This window comes from Streptomyces sp. NPDC038280, from assembly GCF_055600045.1.
In genome coordinates this window covers 304,689-321,617 of the sequence record NZ_JBVJYZ010000004.1, presented here as the reverse complement: position 1 = coordinate 321,617, position 16,929 = coordinate 304,689, and the positions used below count along the sequence as shown (strand labels likewise).

21 protein-coding genes and 2 tRNA genes are annotated in these 16,929 nt (G+C 67.9%); 8 read left to right on the top strand and 15 right to left on the bottom strand.

Annotation, left to right across the window (positions count from 1 at the left end):
• Positions 1-2: 2 nt before the first annotated feature.
• From ACZ7J0_RS12375 to ACZ7J0_RS12340, 8 genes are all read right to left on the bottom strand, one after another.
• A complete protein-coding gene (locus ACZ7J0_RS12375) occupies positions 3-611 on the bottom strand; it encodes a hypothetical protein (RefSeq protein ID WP_470886520.1) in 609 nt (202 codons plus the stop codon).
• A 10-nt stretch (positions 612-621) separates the two neighbouring features.
• Positions 622-810, bottom strand: a complete 189-nt coding sequence (locus ACZ7J0_RS12370; protein WP_470886518.1) for a hypothetical protein — start codon at positions 808-810, stop codon at positions 622-624.
• A gap of 164 nt (positions 811-974) precedes the next feature.
• On the bottom strand, positions 975-1,226 hold the full coding sequence (locus ACZ7J0_RS12365) for a hypothetical protein (protein ID WP_470886516.1): 252 nt from the start codon (positions 1,224-1,226) through the stop codon (positions 975-977).
• A gap of 139 nt (positions 1,227-1,365) precedes the next feature.
• Positions 1,366-3,591: a cell division protein FtsK gene (locus tag ACZ7J0_RS12360; protein WP_470886514.1), complete on the bottom strand. Its 2,226-nt coding sequence runs from the start codon at positions 3,589-3,591 to the stop codon at positions 1,366-1,368.
• 80 nt (positions 3,592-3,671) lie between these two features.
• Positions 3,672-4,058: an RRQRL motif-containing zinc-binding protein gene (locus ACZ7J0_RS12355; RefSeq protein WP_470886512.1), complete on the bottom strand. Its 387-nt coding sequence runs from the start codon at positions 4,056-4,058 to the stop codon at positions 3,672-3,674.
• On the bottom strand, positions 4,058-4,705 hold the full coding sequence (locus ACZ7J0_RS12350) for a GGDEF domain-containing protein (protein ID WP_470886510.1): 648 nt from the start codon (positions 4,703-4,705) through the stop codon (positions 4,058-4,060). Before ACZ7J0_RS12350 ends, ACZ7J0_RS12355 begins: the two co-directional genes overlap by 1 nt.
• Positions 4,702-5,697: a DUF2637 domain-containing protein gene (locus ACZ7J0_RS12345; protein ID WP_470886508.1), complete on the bottom strand. Its 996-nt coding sequence runs from the start codon at positions 5,695-5,697 to the stop codon at positions 4,702-4,704. Before ACZ7J0_RS12345 ends, ACZ7J0_RS12350 begins: the two co-directional genes overlap by 4 nt.
• A complete protein-coding gene (locus tag ACZ7J0_RS12340; protein ID WP_470886506.1) occupies positions 5,694-5,987 on the bottom strand; it encodes a hypothetical protein in 294 nt (97 codons plus the stop codon). Before ACZ7J0_RS12340 ends, ACZ7J0_RS12345 begins: the two co-directional genes overlap by 4 nt.
• 593 nt (positions 5,988-6,580) lie before the next feature.
• On the opposite strand from ACZ7J0_RS12340, the gene ACZ7J0_RS12335 reads away from it, so the two are divergent.
• The gene (locus tag ACZ7J0_RS12335; protein WP_470886504.1) at positions 6,581-7,297 is read left to right on the top strand and encodes a MerR family transcriptional regulator; all 717 of its coding nucleotides are present in this window, start codon (positions 6,581-6,583) and stop codon (positions 7,295-7,297) included.
• A gap of 2 nt (positions 7,298-7,299) precedes the next feature.
• A complete protein-coding gene (locus tag ACZ7J0_RS12330) occupies positions 7,300-7,773 on the top strand; it encodes an NUDIX domain-containing protein (protein WP_470886503.1) in 474 nt (157 codons plus the stop codon).
• Here the strand turns inward: ACZ7J0_RS12330 and ACZ7J0_RS12325 are convergent.
• From ACZ7J0_RS12325 to ACZ7J0_RS12310, 4 genes are all read right to left on the bottom strand, one after another.
• The gene (locus tag ACZ7J0_RS12325) at positions 7,761-8,333 is read right to left on the bottom strand and encodes an HD domain-containing protein (RefSeq protein ID WP_470886501.1); all 573 of its coding nucleotides are present in this window, start codon (positions 8,331-8,333) and stop codon (positions 7,761-7,763) included. The two genes, ACZ7J0_RS12330 and ACZ7J0_RS12325, sit on opposite strands and share 13 nt — an antisense overlap.
• A gap of 1 nt (position 8,334) precedes the next feature.
• Entirely contained in the window at positions 8,335-8,799 is a 465-nt protein-coding gene (locus ACZ7J0_RS12320) for a MarR family transcriptional regulator (RefSeq protein ID WP_470886499.1), read from the bottom strand.
• A 1,576-nt stretch (positions 8,800-10,375) separates the two neighbouring features.
• Positions 10,376-10,894 (bottom strand): DUF4365 domain-containing protein, encoded by a 519-nt coding sequence (locus tag ACZ7J0_RS12315; protein WP_470886498.1) that lies wholly within the window; start codon positions 10,892-10,894, stop codon positions 10,376-10,378.
• Positions 10,895-11,292: 398 nt separating this feature from the next.
• Positions 11,293-11,886, bottom strand: a complete 594-nt coding sequence (locus ACZ7J0_RS12310) for a hypothetical protein (RefSeq protein WP_470886496.1) — start codon at positions 11,884-11,886, stop codon at positions 11,293-11,295.
• Between the two features lie 464 nt (positions 11,887-12,350).
• Between ACZ7J0_RS12310 and ACZ7J0_RS12305 the strand changes: the two genes are divergently transcribed.
• Positions 12,351-12,548, top strand: coding sequence for a hypothetical protein (locus ACZ7J0_RS12305; protein WP_470886494.1), 198 nt, complete (start codon positions 12,351-12,353; stop codon positions 12,546-12,548).
• A gap of 251 nt (positions 12,549-12,799) precedes the next feature.
• Here the strand turns inward: ACZ7J0_RS12305 and ACZ7J0_RS12300 are convergent, their stop codons facing one another.
• The 3 genes from ACZ7J0_RS12300 to ACZ7J0_RS12290 are packed head-to-tail and all read right to left on the bottom strand — an operon-like array spanning position 12,800 to position 15,258.
• Positions 12,800-13,297, bottom strand: a complete 498-nt coding sequence (locus tag ACZ7J0_RS12300; RefSeq protein ID WP_470886492.1) for a GyrI-like domain-containing protein — start codon at positions 13,295-13,297, stop codon at positions 12,800-12,802.
• A 22-nt stretch (positions 13,298-13,319) separates the two neighbouring features.
• On the bottom strand, positions 13,320-13,976 hold the full coding sequence (locus tag ACZ7J0_RS12295; protein ID WP_470886491.1) for an SDR family oxidoreductase: 657 nt from the start codon (positions 13,974-13,976) through the stop codon (positions 13,320-13,322).
• A 34-nt stretch (positions 13,977-14,010) separates the two neighbouring features.
• Positions 14,011-15,258, bottom strand: a complete 1,248-nt coding sequence (locus tag ACZ7J0_RS12290; protein WP_470886489.1) for an amidohydrolase family protein — start codon at positions 15,256-15,258, stop codon at positions 14,011-14,013.
• 231 nt (positions 15,259-15,489) lie between these two features.
• Between ACZ7J0_RS12290 and ACZ7J0_RS12285 the strand changes: the two genes are divergently transcribed.
• The 5 genes from ACZ7J0_RS12285 (at position 15,490) to ACZ7J0_RS12265 (ending at position 16,912) form a co-directional block, all read left to right on the top strand.
• A tRNA-Thr gene (locus ACZ7J0_RS12285) sits at positions 15,490-15,562 on the top strand.
• Positions 15,563-15,608: 46 nt separating this feature from the next.
• Positions 15,609-15,681 (top strand) — tRNA-Met (locus ACZ7J0_RS12280).
• Between the two features lie 88 nt (positions 15,682-15,769).
• Entirely contained in the window at positions 15,770-15,934 is a 165-nt protein-coding gene (rpmG, locus tag ACZ7J0_RS12275; RefSeq protein WP_007265873.1) for a 50S ribosomal protein L33, read from the top strand.
• 94 nt (positions 15,935-16,028) lie between these two features.
• The gene (locus ACZ7J0_RS12270) at positions 16,029-16,481 is read left to right on the top strand and encodes an FAS1-like dehydratase domain-containing protein (RefSeq protein ID WP_468708394.1); all 453 of its coding nucleotides are present in this window, start codon (positions 16,029-16,031) and stop codon (positions 16,479-16,481) included.
• A gap of 2 nt (positions 16,482-16,483) precedes the next feature.
• Positions 16,484-16,912 (top strand): MaoC family dehydratase, encoded by a 429-nt coding sequence (locus ACZ7J0_RS12265; protein ID WP_470886487.1) that lies wholly within the window; start codon positions 16,484-16,486, stop codon positions 16,910-16,912.
• The last annotated feature ends 17 nt before the right edge of the window (positions 16,913-16,929 follow it).

Genomic DNA, 16,929 nt, shown 5'->3' with positions numbered 1-16,929 from the left:
GCTCAGTGCTCCTGGATGGTCTCGATGGTGGGGAGTTCGGGCAGCCCGGCTCGGGTGAGTGCGGCGGGGTCGAAGCCGGGCAGCGCGGCGCGGGCGTTGAGTGCGGCGGCGAGGGCTTCCGCGTAGGCGGCGCCCTCGCGGGCCACCTGGATCTGCGCTCCCGCACGCAGGGCTTCCACCCGCTCCACGTGGGCGTGGTTCTCGCACTGTTCAGCGGTGTGCCGTTCGTGGGTGACGGCGGCGCGGCGGTCGGTGCGCCAGTAGCGCGCCGCGAGCCCGTACGCGACGGTCGTGGTGAGCGCCCACAGCAGGACGGGCAGGGACCAGCCGTCGGCGTATCCGGCGACTCCGGCGAGCGCGAGACCGCCCGAGGTGGCGAACGCGGTTCCAGCGATGACGCTGTCCCCGCGGCGTCCAGCGGAGGCGAACGCGCCGGCCGTCGCCGCGCCGGTGGCGAGGACCACGATCAGCGCGGCGTTGCCAGTGGAGTGTTCGGCGCCGTTGGCGTTCCAGATCCGGCCGAGGATGAGCACGGTCGATGTGGCGATCGCGGGAGCGGTCTTGGGGACGGCTGCGGCGAGCCAGTGGCGGTGGAGGAGGGGTTCGTTCATCGCGGGCTCCCTACAGGTTGGGGATGGCGTTGATGACGGCGGTGGTGAGTTCGTTGACGGGTCCAGCGGCGCCGGTGGAGGCGAGGAAGAACCCGAACATCGCGGCAACGAACGCGGAGCCGTAGCCGAGGGCCTTGGAACGCAGCAGGAAGAACAGGACGAGTCCGAAGAGCAGGACCAGTGAGACGGTGACGGCCATGCGGGAATTTCCTTTGACGGTGGTTTCGGATGGCTGGCTAAGCTGCGGGCACCCTCGGGTGCAGGCAAGCTCAGGGGTCTGGCCGACGGCTGCGCCCGCCTAGCTCCTCCACTGGAGCGGGGTACGTCTCATGACGGGCACCGTCGGCCGCTTCACGTCCGGGGTCAGCGGGTGCCGTCGCGGTGGATGCGAGCGGCGATGTTGAACAGGTGGCGGCCGAGCCGAATGCGTATGCCGTGGCCCTTGCAGCGGCGGCAGGGCTTGCCACGCTTGGGCTTGCCCTTGCGGTCGGTCTTGAGGGCGAAGCCGAGTCCGCTGCACTTGCGGCAGTTGCCGAACGGCGAGGCCGCACACAAGGCTCCGTAACTAAACGTGATGGCGAGAAGGCATGCGCTAGCAGCGAAGAAGAGAGTCATGAGGAGCCTCTCAGGCGGTTTCTGGGGTTTCCGCAGGTCACCCGCTAGGCACTAGCAGGCTGATCAGATGCGATGTAGGCCGCTAGCTGTGCCGCTAGGCCTAGCGGGGTTGGGCGCTAGGTCTAGCGGCGAATCGTGGCTAGCTCGCGTCCCGCTTTCCGTCACGTTCCGTGAGAGTGATGGTGATGTCGGCCCGGACGACGCCGCGACGATTGGCACCCTTGCCGCCCTCGGTCTTGCCCCACACCTGACCCGTGGAGATGCCGCGGGGCTTCAGCGCGGCGGCCAGACCTTCGGGGTCCCAGCCGCCGTAGACGTCGGGCCGCAGCTCGGCGAGCCGGGCAACGACGACTTCAGACCAGACCTTGGGCTCCTCAGCGGGGACGACAGCGAGGATGTCGCGCAGTAGGTCGTACGCGCTGGCCTCGCTGGTCTCGAACTGCTCTCCCAGTGCGTGGCCGGAGAGGGTGCCGGCCTGCTCGCGGAGCTTGCGGGCCCGCATGCCGACCGTCTCAGCGGTGGGGGCGTCGACGTAGACGGAGGAGACGATCCGGGCGTCGGAGCCTTCGCCGACGAAGTAGTGGATGCCCTTGTCCTTCCAGGAGAACATCGTGGCCCGCACGCCCCGCTTGTAGCTGGACGTACCGAGGACCATGTCGTTCTCCAGCTGACCCATGACCTTCAGGCAGAACCTCGCGGAGGCGTTCGCGCTGATGCCGGTCGGCAGCGCCTTGGCGTCCGGGCGCTGGGTGGCAAGAATCAGCACGATCCCGGTAGCGGGGCCGCGCTTGACCAGGTCGGTGCAGATCTCCTCGAACTCCGCTGCGTGCTTGGGGTGTTCGAACCAGACTTGACACTCGTCCACACCGACCACGATCGGGTGGAGCCCGAGGTTTTTCTTGTTCGCCAGTTCGCTGGTGACCTTCGACTCCGGGCAGATGTCCCGTGGCAGAGAGCGGATCATCTTCGCCCGCCGGCGCAGCTCTGCCCGCAGTTCCCGCAGGTCGGCGAGGGCGTACTCGATGTCCTCGTCGTCGTCTCCGGCGCGGTGGCGGTGCGAGACCCGTTCGCCGACGGGGTCGAGGTCGCCGGTGCCCTTCAGGTCGTAGGTGTGCAGCTCGGCCCGATGGTCGAGCGCGGCGATAAGGAGCAGCAGGCGCAGGAGGAACGTCTTGCCCATGCGGGGGATCGCGCCGATGACGGCCGCGATGTACATGAGCGTGATCTCGACCCAGCGCCCGCGCTGGTCGGTGCCGAAGGCGACCGGCTTGAACAGGTCCGTGCCCCCGCCCTTGAGCAGCGGCCACGCGGGCTTCTTCGCGGTGGACATGTCCTGGTCGCCAACCCACAGGACCAGGTGCCCGGTGTGCTCCTCCGGGACCGCCTCGGGCCACACGCAGCCCAGCGGACGCCTGAGTCCGGATGCGAGCTTGTCGCGGCGCTCGATGACGTCCGTGACGGTCACGCCGTACGGGAGGTCGCCCTCGGCCCGCCAGCCCGGCCCGTCGCGGGTGATGGGGGCCGTGAAGGTGAACCCGTCACGACCCTTGCCCTGTGCCTGGTTGATAGCCGGAATCCCCAGCGCGCCGAGGGCGCGCAGGACGATGTCACTGGTGAGCTTGGGAGCCTTGGTGACCTCCACGGCCCGGTTGACGACGGGGGCATCGGCATGGCCGCCGGCCGACCCGAGGGCGAGCAGCAGCGCGCCGACTGAAACGGCCTGGAGCCATCCCGGGGCCAGGACGTATAGGGCAAGCGCGGCGCCCGTGCCGATCAGGGTCGCGAGGGTGGCGACCAGGGTCCGCAGCCGGACCCGGCCGTCACGCTGCCGCGACAGCTTCAGATACTCGGCCGCGTCCTCACGGCGGACGGCGGCAAGCCGGACAGGCTCGCCCTCGCGGTCAGCCACCCAGCGCAGCGTGCCGCCCACGAACTTCGCCGCACCGTGCGGCGCCTGGAGCGCGAGACGACCGGCGTAGACCGGGGACCGCAGCGCGTGGTACCCAGCGAGGTGGGCGTAGTGCGAGGCGACCCATGTGGCGGCGGTCTTGAGTTCGGCCGTCGAGCGCAGCCACGCCGGGACGATCGCCCGCCGCTTGGAGCCGATGAGTCGGCCGAGATATCCGGGCCCGGAAACATCCGGACCGTCGACCAACCGGCGGACCGTCGGGTCGGCGGATTCACTGCCCGACTCCTCCGGGCCGGAGTCGGCCGACGGTCGAGCCGTGGGGTCGGCCGACTCGGTGCGGGCGGATCGGGCCTTGTCGAGGTCGACCACGTCGGCCCCGAAGTCGGGTCCAGGGGCGGCGGCCATGTCGGCTTCGAGTCGGTTGAAGAAGTCGTTGTCTTCGTCGGGGTGCTTCACTGAAGTTTCCTTCTCTCGGGAGGGAAAGGGCGGGCACGGTCGGCGCTGTGAGAGGTGGGCGACCGGGCCCGCTGGCTTGTTCAGGCGACGCGTTCTTCTTCTGGGTAGGCGCAGGTCACGCAGGTGCCGAGCGAGGGCGGGATGACGTATCCGGCGTCCTTCTGGCACTGGGGACAGGTGCGGCGGGCGAGCATCGCCAGGGCGAGTGCGCCCCACTTGCGCGAGGTCATCGGACGGACGGGCTTGGCGAGGTCGGTGCGGTAGAGGTAGCCGACCAGGACGCCGGACTTCCGGCCCCGGCTGCGGCGCATCACTTGCGCGGCGACCGGTTGACCGCCGGGCCGGAGGCCTTGTGCGCGGAGCTGGCGGCGGGTGGCGTAGCCGTCGGGGGCGTAGCGCCATGGGTAGGTCGGTATCCCGAACGCAGCGCCGGTTGGGTCGAAGCACTTGCCGAACGCGGCCGACATCAGGCAGCCGCCACGATCGCCGGGGTGTCGGTGCGGCCGCCTCGGCGTCCGGAGCGGCGGCCGGCCACCGTGGCGAACAGCCGTCCCAGCCCTGCCCGCCGGACTCCGGCCCGTGCCTGTTTGGCCGCATACATGGCCTCATCCGCGCGGCCCAGGAGCCGGGAGAGGTCTTCGCCCGGGTAGTCGGCGGCGCGAACCCACCCGAGCGACACCGTGGTGGTCACGTCCGGGTTGTTGTCGGCGGGTCGGGCCAGCACGCCGTGCAGGACGGCGAGTAGATCCGCGACGGTGCCGTGGGTGTCGATGACGACGGCGGCGAACTCGTCGCCCCCGAGGCGCCCGGCGACGCCGTGGCGGCCGACGTAGTGGGCGAGCCGGTCAGCGGTGGCCTTGAGCAGGGCGTCCCCTGCTGCGTGGCCGTGGCGGTCGTTGATCTGCTTGAAGTGGTCGACGTCCGCGAGGATGACGACCGCCCGTTCATCGCGCAGGAGCGCGGTGGCGCGGCGGGTGAAGCCCTCGCGGGTCCGCAGTCCGGTGAGTGGGTCGCGGCGGGCGGTGTGGAGCCGTCGGCGCAGCCAGAGGACGTGGCCGGACCATCCGGCTGCGAGCGGCCCAGCCGCCGCGAGGGCGGTTAAGAGGGTGTTCATGCTGCGACCTCCTCGGCCGTCTCGGCGGTCTGGTCCTCATCGGTGTTGATGGAGTGCAGTGGCCGGCCGTCGGCCCGCTCGGCGAGCAGGGCGTCCCGCAGCGTGCGGGAGTTCGCGGCCGAGCAGTGCAGGGCGGTGCGGATCGCCTCTGCGTTGATCGCGTCATTTGCCCAGTCGGCCGTCAGTTCGCGGGCCTGGGCCAACAGCTCGGCTGCCGTGCGCGGGGCCTTCGCTGTCTTCACCTTCGAGCGGGCCGGGCGCGTGCGCGGTGTCCGCTCCTTCGTCGGTACGGGAGGCTTTTGCTCCTTCGGCTCGGGCTCTTCCTCGGCTTCCTCAGACGTGAGCTCTCCGAGGCGCAGGAGGACACGCTCGCGGCGTGGGGTCTTCGACCGCCATCGCCACCCGTAGGTCTCGCGCAGGTCGGCGCGGGCGAGCTGCCGCTCCTTCTCCCGGGCGAGCGCGTCGGCGTAGGAGGTGATCTCCCACAGCGTCATCCGTCGCCATAGCGAGAACGTGGAGGGGAAGGCGAGCAGCCAGCGCGAGGGACGGATCTTGTCCATCCGGCGGCCGGTCACGGCCCCGATCCGAACGGCGTAGATGTGGGCGCCGATCTCGGAGAACACCACCCACAGCAGCGGCATCGTGCCGTGCGCGACCTTCGCCCACACCCCATGCCCGGTCGCAACGTTCAGGCCACAGGTGACCAGGGTGAGCGCCCAGGGCACGAACCGGACCCAGGCGAGGGCCATGTCCATCCGGATCAGCAGCAGGTTGGCCACGGTGAACACCGGGATCGCCACGTCGATGCCAACCGGCAGCATCCACGGCTCACCGAACCCCCATCGCAGCGCGGCAGCCGACACGGCGTCAAACGAGGAGATGAGCCCCAGGGCCCCGACACCGGCAGCGGCTAGGGCGCCGATACCGGCGAGGCCCAGCTCCGGACGTGTCAGCGGCGGAACCCCCGGCCGTTTCTCAGGCAGTGCACTCACGCCGCAGCTCCGTTCCGGGCACGGCTGCGGCGGACCGCCGGCCGCACCAGCGGGACGACGTTGAACAACTCGGGGGCGTACGCCTCGATCGCCTCGGCGGCGACCCGGCTCACGTCATCCGGCAGGTTCGGGTTGTCCGCGAGGATGTCGCGAGCCGCGTCCCGCCTGGCCGCGCGTTCCTCCTCGGTCTCGCCCTCCACCCCGAGCCACAGCTGCACCGGGGTACCAAGGGCCAGTTCCAGGAAGTCGACGCTGCTGACGGCCTGATGACCGCCGATGTAAGTACGCATGGCTGATCGCTCCAAGGAGTCGAAGGGACATCGGGGTGGCCTCGGTCCGTGGTGAGAGGCAGCCACCCCGGCGAAAGGGGGCCGTGCTCCGGTTGCCCCTCAGCTCCGCCCGTACGAGACGGACGGAGGAGGCAACCGGCGGCAGCACCGACGTGGGCTGCGGAGTTGGGTAGCGCTGTTCATCACGCGGAGACCGCGTGACCGCCTACTTGGCCGAGGAGAGGCGGCGTGATCCCCATTCAGTTGTCAAAGAACAGACGCTTCCTTCGGACCCGTTTCACGGGGCCCTCCGGGCTCTGGGGCAGCGCGTGGGCGCTCCTGCCGATCGGATCCGCCACCCGTTGGGCCGCCACCGATGCAGTACCTCTATTACAGGTACTGCATCGAGTGGCGTCAAGCGAGCTTGCGGAACTTCCTGGCTTCGCGCCGGGTCTTCCTGGCGCACCATCAGAATCACGCCAGTTCAGGGGCGTTGGGTACCTCGCTCATGGACAGCTCGGGGTCATCTGGCTACCGTCAAGAGCTCCCGAGACGTCCCATCGGGAGTGGACATGTCTAACGAGCGTTTGCGGTCCGCCCTCTTAGCTCAGGGCATGACTGTCCAGGCACTGGCCGACGCGATCGACGTCAACCCGAAGACGGTCGAGCGCTGGATCACGCAGGGGAAGGTTCCGTACCGGCGCCACCAGTACGCGACCGCATCGCTCCTGAAAGTCGACGTAACAACTCTGTGGGACGACTCGCGCGCGGTCGAGAGCTCAGTCGACCTCAGCAAGGCGGAGATCGTTACCGTCTACCCTCATCGGCACGTGGTACCTGCGGGGCTCTGGCGGGACATGTATGCGCGTGCGGAGAAGCATCTGGATGTGCTCGTGTATGCCGGTTTGTGGCTGTCAGAGGACCCCGTGTTCCTCGACATCCTCAAGGCCAAGGTGCAACGAACAGCGCAGGTTCGCGTCCTTCTTGGGGATCCGGGCTGCGACGCGGTGAAGCAGCGGGGCATAGATGAGGGTCACCGCGTCATGGACGGGAAGATCCGCAATGCCCTGATGAACTACCGTCCGCTCTTCGCGAGCCATCCCGACATCGGCTTCCGGCTCCACGATGCGACGCTCTACAACTCACTCTTCCGCGCGGACGACGAGATGTTGGTGAATACCCATGTGTACGGCATCGGCGCGTACATGGCTCCCGTACTCCACCTGCGGAGACTCCCGGGTGGCGGGCTCTTCGACACGTACGCGAATTGCATCGAACAGACCTGGGGAGGCGCGCGCCAGGTGATGGACCACGACCTCACAGGAGACTGAACATGGGACGCATCGACTACCTGCACGATCCCGACGCGCCGCCGGCCAACTCCGTGGTGCCGTCCGTCGTGGCGTTCGTCCAGGACGACGCCGGACGAGTGCTGATGATTCAGCGCTCCGACAATGGCCGGTGGGCTCTTCCCGGCGGCGGGCACGATGTCGGCGAGTCCATCAGCGACACCGTGGTCCGCGAGGTCTGGGAAGAAACCGGCATCAAAGCTGAGGTCATCGAGATGTCAGGAATCTACACCGACCCAGGACACGTGATGCTCTACGACGACGGCGAGGCGCGCCAGCAGTTCAGCATCTGCTTTCGGGCGCGGCCAGTCGGTGGCGACGTGCGTACGAGCGACGAGACGACACAGGTCCGCTGGGTCGCCCCGGCGGACCTGTCTGAACTCGACGTCCACCCGACCATGCGGCTCCGCATCGAGCACGCGATGGACCGGTCGCGGCCGGCGCCTTACATCGGCTGACGCTTTACCGCGGCGACCCGTTCGAGCACCCGCGCCGTGCTGGCGAGGATTTCGGGCTCCGCCCGTCGGATGAAGGTGCCGATGAGGCTGTCTGCCCCGTAGCGTCCGGCGATCTCATTGACGCGGTCGACGGGGTTCGTGGGTGTCCCGTCGGGGGTGGTGTTCATATCGCAGAAGCAGAGCGCGTCAGCAAGGTGAGGCTCCTCGCGCGGAAACTCGCTCTCCAACTCCTCGCGCAAGCCACGGGCTTCCGCCTCCATCCACGCACACGAGTGGTGAGCGACGAGACGGATCACGCGCTGGTCCCCGTCGGCGATGTCCCGGAGATACCGGGCACCGTCCAACGGGTGAAAGCCCGTCTTGGCGAGATCGGGGGAGTAGCCGATGTCATGGAGCACCGCGGCCGCCTCCAGGAGCTCGGCGTCTTCGCCGAGGATCGGGGCGATGAGCCGGGCTCGCTCGGCGACTCCCAGCGAGTGTGCCCACCTGCGGGGCAGGGGCTCGGCCAGCAGCGATTCGGCGAGCGGGTAGGCCCACTCCGTCAGTCCTGTGGTGGCCACGCTAGGAGCGCTCCTCTCCGCCCGGCAGGGCGCGTACGGTTCGTGCCTTCCCCTGACGGCTCTCCGAGAGCAGTCCGGCGGCCTCCAGTTCGGCCAGGGCCTTCCCCACGGTAGGGCGCGCGACTCCGAGGCGTTCGGCGAGCTTGGAAGCGCTCAGGAAGGGCTTCCCCACAGCGACGCTCTCATCCGTGAGCATCACGTGGCAGATCTGTTCCGCGAGCGACCGTCGGCCGGCACTCTGGCCGCCCCTGATGACACGCCAACGTCCACCGGGCACTGGTTCGGCCACACCGTCCGCGTGCAGAACCCGAAAGGCCCGGATGGCGAGGCCACGCGAGACTCCGAACCGCTCCATGACTTCCGCAAGCGTCGGCAGCTCGGTCGCGTTGGAGTGCGCTTCGATCTCCGAGCGCAGCGTGTCCGCAATCTGTGCGAATGTGCCTCGCGGGTTCGCCTGTTGCGACAACCCCTTCTCCCCTCTGAGTCCGACGTCCTGCACTAGCCTCGCATGCCCGCACTCCCCTGCTGGGTGTCCATCGTGTCCGGCTGTTCGTACGCCGTTTTGGCCAGCATGAGCGTCCTAGACAGTCACCAGCTACGCTGTCCGAAGTGTCCGGTGCGGCGATGCTGTAGCACTGGGGTGTTAGACCCTTCTAAGCGACCGCCCCGCTGCCCCTTTCCGACGCTCACTACCTGGGAACTCGTCGACCCATGTGATGTGGAGAGGTCGCGCTGTCAGGAAGCCCCGACACCTGGCCGAGGTGACGACCCCTGGCACGCCAGCGTCGCCACCATCTGCAGTCGGTGAGATGCCCTATTCCCCGTCGGATTGCAGGCTTCGCGCTATGAGTCGCTGTTTAAGCCGGAACCCCGTTGCCGCCGCAGTGCTATGACTTGGCCTTGGCTCGGGTCAGGGAGCAAAGCCTCGTCGATGGGTCGGCAGCTCTCCGGATTGTCCACGATGAGTCGGCGTCCGGGGCCCTCACGCACGGTCCCCTGAACGATGACGGCTCGGTGGTCCCTATGCCACGTCACCGCTTCCTGGTATTCATCGTAGTTAAGCCTTACGCGAATCTCGCAAGACCGCCCATGCCGCAGGGTAGAGACCGTGACCAGCCCCCATGGGTCATCTTGTACGTGCCGCAGTTCCACGATTACCCCTGAGAAACTGGAGCGAGGCTCCATTCGCTTCTCTTTCAAGATCTCTGCGGCGCGCTTCACTTTCTCTGCGGCCATTGAAGTGATCTCAACAGACTGCGGCATCGTGGCGGGTGCCTGTATGGCTGGTGCCCATTGGAATTGTGTGCTGAATTCCGCAACAGAAGGCTCTTGGAGGATCCTAGTCAGGGCCGAGCAAAATTCCCTGCTAACACCCCGCTCGACTGCTACGTGCAAGTCTCTGGCGGTCGGCATTCGCTCGGGTTGAACGATCACTTCGTTGACCGCCATCAGGGACTGCGCCAGCGTTCGAGTAACCCTCCTTGCGAAAGGCTCAGCCGCTGCTCGAAAGAGTTGTTCGCCATGGAGATCAGGAAGGGGGGCCGGACTGTCTACGCGAGGTAGGGGGACCAGTACTGGGATTGTGAAAGGAGCATGCACCGTGTGATCCATTCGAGCCCGCTCGACTACCGCGTCTCCATGCTTTGAATAGTTTCCAGCAATATTGCTGCGTTCGCTCCAGGCCGTGGTTCCGCTCGCTCGCAGGATCGCTCGAGCGTTGGAGATGACGGTAGAAGCCGCATCGAGGGGGATGGTCTCCGTGTAGTCATCCCTGGCTGCTCGGAGCAGTGTCACATCGGTTCGGTAGTAGCGGATGTAGTTAGTGATGAACCGCAGATCCTTTTGCTCGGTTCTCGCGATGCGTTCGATGATTCCGCGCACGAGGTGAGCGTCCTCGCCCTGAACGTCTGGAATGCCGATCCGATTCGCACCCTTGAGCCACAAGCGCCCCGCTGGGCCAGGCGGCTGGGCGGCCCAACCCTCAGACTCCATGAAATCCTGAACCTGGGAAAGTGCGGGAGTTCGAGGCTCTACAATTTCGTTTACATCGGAGAGAAGCATCCTTCCACCTCCTTCTCCCATGCGTTAAGAGTCGCGATGGTGAGCCGTTGGGACTTCGGGACGACGACGTTATCGGTGGGCCCGATCTTGTCGACGCGGGTCCAGAATGCAGCTGCTCTGTGATCGGTTCCGCTGGAGTGGTGGCTGAGCCATTCGTTTCTGTCGTGACGATCCAATATTACGAGGACAAAGTAGACCGGCACCTTGGCCGCATTCCATCGATCTCGCCAGTGAACCTCTGCGGGCCAGGTTGCCCCCTTCCCGGATATCTTAAATTGCGACGTGCACTTAATCTGAACCCGGGCCGACGCGGCTAGGAAGTCGACGTCGCCATCCACTGCCATAGCGTCTTCGTCAGGAGACGTCTCCTTGAAGGGGAACCCCGCCTGACTGAATATCGAACGAACATACGAGACGCCGTAGCGCGCCTTGCACGCTTTATCGCCGAGCACGCTGATTGGCGGAAAGGCGTCGTCTGGTCGTGCCCCCGGGATGCTCATTGGCCAATACTGGCCGAGGCTCACGTTGCGCGCTAGAGGGTCACGTGACGTTGCTGGGCGACGTGTTGGTGGCTCAGGGATCTTCCTGCGCTGCGGTGCCCTGCCGGGCGGGGTAGGTACCTCGAGCTGCGAGCCGTATCCATCTGCTCGCGGAGTGCCGAGGCGGAGGTCCGCGACGGACGTCGGCCGGTAACGGCGCCTGACCTTCGGTGCTCGTGCGCGATGCCCAGAGACGCGGGGAGATCGGCTGGCCACTCGGGTTTCTGCTTAGGTTGAACGGAACGGCCCCTGTGCGGCTGAGGTAGCCGGCACTGCATCGACGGCCCATGATTTCAGGCGTAAGTGCCTCGGTGTGCGGACGCATCGCAGTAGCGGAAACCGCTCGGCTGCTGGGCGGGCTAGGTGGGCATGCGGTGCGAGGATCCCGGCGGACTGAGGAAACGGCCCTCGTCGATCCAGTACGTGTTGCGCAGACGGGTGTAGTCGAAGTCGCCTCCTTGAGGCGTCCTCCCGACGGTCAGGAACCCGTGTCGTTCAAGCTCCTTCCTTCCCAGTGTCCAGGTGTTGTGGGAGACGCCGTAGGCTTCGCGCCTCTCCGTCGGGATGTACCTGGGGTGGTCATATCCGCCCTGGGACTCGAGGAGCATGAACAGCAGAGCGATGGCGGTCGCCTCGAGCTCCAAGATCCAGCCCCGGCTCCAGAATTCGATCGGGATCCCGACGTACCGGCCCTGCATGCTGGCCCGTTGGTACGGGGCCCCCTCGTCGTCGAGCGAGAGCATTTGGATGATCGGTGTGTTACCCCGTCGAGGCTTCAGCTCGATGAACTTGTTCGCAGCTAGCCACTTCAGGTTGCTGGTGATGCGACGGGGACCGGTATCTGGGGGCAGCGCGAGCATGCGGGACCACAGCTGTGGCGTAGGCGGCCGCCGAATGTCGTGCGGCTCCGCTGTGGCCATCATCGTTATGCAGAGGTAGAGCTTGAGCCGCACTTCTCCGCCGCGACCACCTTGGATCAGCCGGGCGAGCGGAGGCGTGGGCCCGCCCTCGTCGGACCTTACGAAGGACAGGGGGAAGGGCACCTGGGTGCGCCGGGAGGCGTTGGTCACCGCCTTGTCCAACAGGGCGATGGCGGCTGGGCGGAGGGGGCTCGGCAAACTCGTTGACCTTTGTGAAGGAGAGACAGGCAGTACAGGGGTACCAGGGGTTCACGGGTGTACTAGTAGTTCTCTCTTCCCTTTCCTCTAAGGAGGATTGTGGGGCCAAGTGCAACGGTCATAGAACTACTCCACGTCGGTAGATGGTGTCCAGTGCACAGGAATCCGAACACCTTCACTAGCGTCTATAAGTGCCTTTGACCTGGGCTTTAGCCTCTGGCACCTTCGGTTCTGACTCCAAGCGGGTCGTTGGTGAACATGGCGATCCCAGTGCCGTGAGCGCTGGGGGAGGAGGGCAAGTGAGCGCAACTACCGCTTCGCAGCGCGGTGTATGGCTGGCGATCATCCTGCTGGGCAGCGTGTGCGCGGCGGTTGCTTCGGGGGTGCTGTTCCACGCGATCGGCGCCGAGGCGACAGTCACCTTGGGCGTAGCGGGAGGAGCCTTCGTGGGCCTGGCAACGCTGGGGCTGACGGCTTATCGCTTCATGACGGAGTGAGGCGACACAGAGGCAGAGGTGCGCCGGCTCTCGCGGTGGACGAGGCGTGGACGACCGCCTCGACTGCGCGAGACGGAGCGCGCTTCGCTGCAGGTCAGTAGGGGTGTCGACCGGCGAACGCCGGGAGTCTGTAAATCCGTCGGCTTAGCCTACCCAGGTTCGAATCCTGGCGCCGCCACGCGATAGAAACGGCCCCTGATCAGCGGAAACGCGGATCAGGGGCCGTTTTCGTATGCAAGGGCCGAGGCCTCTCAGTCGGCCAGGCGGAAGGCCACTTCCGTCTCCCAGTTCGAGGCGTCGGGCTCCTCGCGCGGGTCCGTGCGGTACGACTCGATGCGGCAGCCCCACCGCTCCACGCCGTCCGCCGACCGCGTCATGTCCCACTCCAGGCCCTGCTCCACCGCCCACGCCCGCAGCCGCGACGCCACGTCCGACAGCTTGTCGGGATGACCGATGTGACGAACCGTCGCGTAATGGCCCGCCGGGAGAACCGCGACGCCGATGTCGCCCTCCGGCTCGGGCGGCGGATGGACGATCGGGACGCCCGCCTCGACGTCCGATTCACCGGTCATGTTCACGGTGTTGAAGCGGAAGAAGGGCGCGTCCGCGATGCGGATCCCGCGGGTCGTCAGCCAGCCGATGAGTTCCGGCAGACGGTCGGCGATCTCCGCGAAGCCGTCCAGCCGTACCGAGCGCCGCATGAAGACATACGGCTGCTCGGCCCGTTGCACCACCTTGATCGCGCTCATGCGTCCCTCTCGCAACTCGGCCTCAGTTCCCCGCGACGTCCTTCACGGCGACCGCCACCGGCACCGAGCCGCTGACGACTTCCAGCGTCAGGCCCGCCGTCGACGAGGTCTCCAGCAGTTCCGCGACGACCGCCGCCACGTCGTCCCGCGGGATCGGCCCCCGCCCCGTCGACGCCTCCAGGCGGACCAGGCCGGTGCCCGCGTCGTCCGTCAGCATCCCGGGGCGCAGGATCGTCCACTCCAGGCCCTTCTTGGCCCGTACGAAGTCGTCGGCGGCGCCCTTCGCGCGCAGGTAGGCGTCGAAGACTTCGTCGCCCGCCCGTTCGGCGTCCGCGCCCATCGAAGAGACCATCACGAACCGCCGGGCGCCCGCCCGTTCCGCCGCCTCGGTGAAGAGTTCCGCCGCCGCCCGGTCGACGGTGTCCTTGCGTTCGGCGCCGCTGCCCGGGCCCGCGCCCGCCGCGAACACCGCTGCGTCGGCGTCCGCGAGGGCCGCCGCGACCGCCTCCGGGGTCGCCGACTCCAGGTCCAGTACGACCGGTTCGGCCCCGGCGTCCCGCAGGTCGCCCGCGTGGTCCCGGTTGCGGATGATGCCCGCGACCTCGTGCCCCGCGGCCGAGAGCAGCCGCTCCAGACGCAGGGCGATCTGTCCATGTCCACCAGCGATGACAATGCGCATGATTCCGACCGTACGACCGGAACGGCGAAAGCGCTCAGGGACCCGCCTCCGGCCGGCCCTGCCGGGGCAGGTCGAGGGCGACCGCGACCGCGGAGTCGCAGTACTCCCGCACTGCGCTGGTCCGGGCCACGACCCGGCCGCGGTGCACCACGATCCGGCTGTACGCGAGCGAGAGGACGCCCGTCAGCCGCTCGCCCCGCACGGCCAGGAGCTCCGCCGGGAAACCCGCCTCCACCCGCACCTCGGCCAGCCCCATCGCCCGCCGCGCCGCCGCGCTGACCGCGCCGTACGCCTCCGCCGCCCGCAGACCGCCCTGCGAGGCCAGCAGATAGGCGGCCTCCAGCGGGTCCCCGCGCCCGACAGGATTCGACACGTCCCGCAGCGATCCGCTGCCCGCCGCGAGACGGACGCCGGCGGCCCGCAGCAGCCGTACGGGGGCCGTTCCACGCATCTCCGTACCGCCGCAGCCGCCCTGGGGGAGGCACACCACGGTGACGCCCGCCGCCGCCAGCTGGTCCGCCGCCCGTGTCGCCGCTTCGGCCGAGAGCCGGGCGAGCCCGGCGCAGGGACCGATCGACACGCCGGGCCGCAGCCCGCCCGCCATCGCCGCGAGTCGCGCGAGCCTGGCGGGATCGTCACCGTCCGTGTGCAGATCGACCGGGCAGCCGTGCTCCGCGGCGATCTCCAGGACCGCCTCCGCGTACCCGGCCGGGTCGGGGTCCAGGTCCGGGCAGCCGCCCACGACGCCCGCGCCCATCTTCACCGCGTCCCGGAGCATGGCGAGCCCGTCCGCCCCGGCCACTCCGGTCAGCAGCCGGGGCACCGCCACCGCCGTCAGATCGGTGAGCCCGCGCAGGGACCGCCGCGCCTGGAGGACCGCCTCCAGAGGGCCGAGCTCCTGCACGTCCCCGATCCGCACGTGCGCGCGCAGGGCGGTCGAGCCGTGCCCCAGCTGGAGCAGCGCGGATTCGGTGGCGCGCCGCTGGACCTCCTCGGTGGCGTAGGAGACGGGCCCGGGGGAGTCGGCGCTGAGCGCGGTGTCGGCGTGGGCGTGCGGTTCGGCGGGGGCGGGGAGGAGCAGATAGCCGCTGAGATCGACGCGGGCGCCGAGGGCGCTGAGGCTGCCGACCGTGCCGACGGCCTCGATGCGTCCGCCGCCGAGCCGTACGTCGACCGTGCGGCCGTCCGTCAGCCGGGCGCCGCTGAGCAGCAGTGAGGTGGTGTCCGTGGTGGCCGCGGCACGGTCGTCCGGTGGCTGCGGCTGCTGGTTGTCGGCGGACATCGCGCTCCCGTGGGGCTCGGGCGTACGTACAAGATCACGAGCGTGAGCCGAGCCTAGGGGCGCCCTGACCGGGCTTCGAGGAGGAGCGCAATAGTCGTACCGGTGAGACCACGAGTGGCCTATGGGACGGCCGGGGCGGGGCCCGGACGCGGGCGCCGGGAAGGTCGTCGCGCGGGGCGGGGAAACGGATTTGGGCGATGGGCGCAGGACCGTGTAATGTCTTCATCGCTCGCCCCAATAGCTCAGTCGGTAGAGCGTCTCCATGGTAAGGAGAAGGTCTACGGTTCGATTCCGTATTGGGGCTCTGATGGTGGTGATCCTCACCTTCGGGTGAGGGGATCCGTCATCGCAGCGGTGTAGCTCAGTCGGTAGAGCAAGCGGCTCATAATCGCTGTGTCACCGGTTCAAGTCCGGTCACCGCTACACACGGTAGCCGATTGTGGGGTCGGTCCTTCGATCGGCTACTCTTTTATGCGTTCATCCGTCCATCTGTCCGTCAAGGAGCACTCACGTGGCTGCCACCGACGTCCGCCCGAAGATCACGCTGGCCTGCGTGGAGTGCAAGGAGCGGAACTACATCACCAAGAAGAACCGGCGTAACAACCCGGATCGCATGGAGATGAAGAAGCACTGCCCGCGCTGCAACTCGCACACTGCGCACCGCGAGACGCGCTAACACCAGGCTCGTATGCGAGGCCGTCCCCACCAGGGGGCGGCCTCGTGTCGTTTCACCGGATCATTTGCCAGGAGTAGCAGGAGGTAGCGAGTTCATGGCACTCGACCAGTCCTTTGTGGGCCGGACCTATCCGCCCACCGCGCCGTACGAGGTCGGCCGGGAAAAGATCCGCGAGTTCGCCGAAGCGGTGGGGGACGCGCATCCCGCCTACACCGATCAGGAAGCCGCGAAGACGCTCGGTCACCCTGATGTGATCGCACCGCCGACTTTTGTGTTCGCGATCACATTCAAGGCTGCCGGGCAGGTCATTCAGGACCCGCAACTGGGTCTGGACTACAGCCGGGTGGTGCACGGCGACCAGAAGTTCGCCTACACCCGTCCCGTGCGGGCCGGGGACCGGCTGGCGGTCACCTCGACGATCGAGGCGATCAAGTCGATGGCGGGCAACGACATTCTGGATATCCGCGGTGAGGTGTACGACGAGTCCGGCGAGCACGTCGTGACGGCGTGGACCAAGCTCGTGTCGCGTGCGGCGGAGGAGAGCTGACGATGGCTGCGAAGATCGCGTTCGACGACGTCGAGGTCGGCACCGAGCTGCCGGCGCAGAGCTTCCCGGTGACGCGCGCCACGCTGGTGCGGTACGCCGGCGCCTCCGGGGACTTCAACCCCATCCACTGGAACGAGAAGTTCGCGGTCGAGGTCGGGCTTCCCGATGTCATCGCGCACGGCATGTTCACCATGGCCGAGGCGATCCGTGTCGTCACCGACTGGGCCGGCGACCCGGGTGCGGTCGTCGAGTACGGCGTCCGGTTCACCAAGCCGGTCGTGGTCCCCAATGACGACGAGGGCGCTGTGATCGAGGTCAGTGCCAAGGTCGGGGCGAAGCTGGACGACAACAAGGTCCGGGTCGACCTGACCGCGATGGCGGCGGGCCAGAAGGTGCTGGGCATGTCCCGCGCGGTGGTCCGGCTCGGCTGAGAGCCATGGGTGGCCGC

Excerpts from the sequence above, each read along its gene's own strand:
- ACZ7J0_RS12375 (WP_470886520.1), bottom strand. The coding sequence starts at position 611 with ATGAACGAACCCCTCCTCCACCGCCACTGGCTCGCCGCAGCCGTCCCC.
- ACZ7J0_RS12315 (WP_470886498.1), bottom strand. The coding sequence starts at position 10,894 with ATGAGCATCCCGGGGGCACGACCAGACGACGCCTTTCCGCCAATCAGC.
- ACZ7J0_RS12350 (WP_470886510.1), bottom strand. The coding sequence starts at position 4,705 with ATGAACACCCTCTTAACCGCCCTCGCGGCGGCTGGGCCGCTCGCAGCC.
- ACZ7J0_RS12295 (WP_470886491.1), bottom strand. The coding sequence starts at position 13,976 with ATGCGCATTGTCATCGCTGGTGGACATGGACAGATCGCCCTGCGTCTG.
- ACZ7J0_RS12300 (WP_470886492.1), bottom strand. The coding sequence starts at position 13,297 with ATGAGCGCGATCAAGGTGGTGCAACGGGCCGAGCAGCCGTATGTCTTC.
- ACZ7J0_RS12270 (WP_468708394.1), top strand. The coding sequence starts at position 16,029 with ATGGCACTCGACCAGTCCTTTGTGGGCCGGACCTATCCGCCCACCGCG.
- ACZ7J0_RS12265 (WP_470886487.1), top strand. The coding sequence starts at position 16,484 with ATGGCTGCGAAGATCGCGTTCGACGACGTCGAGGTCGGCACCGAGCTG.
- ACZ7J0_RS12330 (WP_470886503.1), top strand. The coding sequence starts at position 7,300 with ATGGGACGCATCGACTACCTGCACGATCCCGACGCGCCGCCGGCCAAC.
- ACZ7J0_RS12355 (WP_470886512.1), bottom strand. The coding sequence starts at position 4,058 with ATGTCGGCCGCGTTCGGCAAGTGCTTCGACCCAACCGGCGCTGCGTTC.
- ACZ7J0_RS12365 (WP_470886516.1), bottom strand. The coding sequence starts at position 1,226 with ATGACTCTCTTCTTCGCTGCTAGCGCATGCCTTCTCGCCATCACGTTT.
- ACZ7J0_RS12370 (WP_470886518.1), bottom strand. The coding sequence starts at position 810 with ATGGCCGTCACCGTCTCACTGGTCCTGCTCTTCGGACTCGTCCTGTTC.
- ACZ7J0_RS12335 (WP_470886504.1), top strand. The coding sequence starts at position 6,581 with ATGACTGTCCAGGCACTGGCCGACGCGATCGACGTCAACCCGAAGACG.
- ACZ7J0_RS12340 (WP_470886506.1), bottom strand. The coding sequence starts at position 5,987 with ATGCGTACTTACATCGGCGGTCATCAGGCCGTCAGCAGCGTCGACTTC.
- ACZ7J0_RS12290 (WP_470886489.1), bottom strand. The coding sequence starts at position 15,258 with ATGTCCGCCGACAACCAGCAGCCGCAGCCACCGGACGACCGTGCCGCG.